Here is a 251-nt window from a genome sequence, read left to right as displayed (position 1 = left end):
ACAACTCATTCACCCCTCCCCTCAACCTCCTTACCTCCCACTAAAACTTCACTTTACATCCACTCAAATTCTCCACCTATTAAACCATTCCCACTTCCCTACAAAACCCCTCAAAAATCCCACAACCCCCATGTTTCTCACCCAAACTCAATCCTCTCTCCTCCACCCCCTCCTCACCTTCCCCCCACTACTGCAACAACATTCCCAACATATCCCACTACTCCCACCTTTCTTCAACAACGAAATTCTCT

1 protein-coding gene is annotated in these 251 nt (G+C 47.4%); it reads left to right on the top strand.

The genetic code is table 11. The features are described 5' to 3' along the window. Positions 1-7: 7 nt before the first annotated feature. Positions 8-251: AraC family transcriptional regulator N-terminal domain-containing protein (locus FS628_RS33350; protein ID WP_369008922.1), on the top strand; the 244-nt coding region annotated here is incomplete at its 3' end.

Source organism: Paenibacillus xylanexedens, assembly GCF_007676705.1.
In the GTDB taxonomy this organism is placed as follows: domain Bacteria; phylum Bacillota; class Bacilli; order Paenibacillales; family Paenibacillaceae; genus Paenibacillus; species Paenibacillus xylanexedens_C.
Note: the sequence above shows the minus strand (reverse complement) of the source record. Positions and strands in the feature narration are given on the sequence as shown.